This is a genomic window from Citrobacter sp. Awk 4, assembly GCF_028069725.1.
GTDB lineage: Bacteria > Pseudomonadota > Gammaproteobacteria > Enterobacterales > Enterobacteriaceae > Citrobacter_D.
Window position 1 is genome coordinate 1 of the sequence record NZ_JANEWG010000135.1, and the last position, 761, is coordinate 761.

Consider the following 761-nt stretch of genomic DNA (forward strand, 5'->3'; position numbering starts at 1 on the left):
CAGTTATTAAACTGTATCATATTGATTCTGAACCATTGTCGACGTTACCCAAAACGGATATATGGCCAGTATCAATATATTATCGCTTGCTTTCTTTCGATTATTTCTCTGAACGCCTGGATAAGTTACTCTATCTTGATGCTGATATCACATGCAAAGGTTCATTGCTAGAACTCTCCGAACTGGAATTCGATCACGAATACGGAGCTGTTGTGGTTGATGTTGATTCAATGCAAGCTAAAAGCGCAGAGCGACTGGATAACACAGAGTTTGAAGGTAAATATTTCAACTCTGGGGTGATGTATATCAATATGAAGCAATGGCTGCAATCAAATCTGACCGAGAGGTTTTTCGATTTACTTTCTCAGGATGAAATTGCTGCAAAAATAAAATATCCTGATCAGGATATTTTAAATATTATATTTCTCCATCATGCTAAAATTTTACCCAGAGAATATAATACCATTTACTCTTTGAAATCTGAATTTGAGATAAAAAATAAAGATTATTACAAATCAATCATCAATGCGCAAACCGTATTTATACATTATACCGGTGTGACGAAACCATGGCATGATTGGGCAAACTATCCATCAGCACAATTTTTCCGCAGCGTATATCAAAAATCGCCATGGCGAATGAAAAGTTTACTTCCTGCAGTACGGAAACATGAGTATAGAGAAAAATATAAACACTTGCTGTATCAAAATAAAATAATTAGCGGCCTGGCTTCAGCAATTAAATATAACTTAATGAAGGGT

General features: G+C 35.2%; 1 protein-coding gene. It reads left to right on the forward strand.

All coding sequences use genetic code 11. From position 1 onward, the window contains the following. Nucleotides 1-761: glycosyltransferase family 8 protein (locus NNO04_RS22510; protein WP_271446531.1), on the forward strand; the 761-nt coding region annotated here is incomplete at both ends.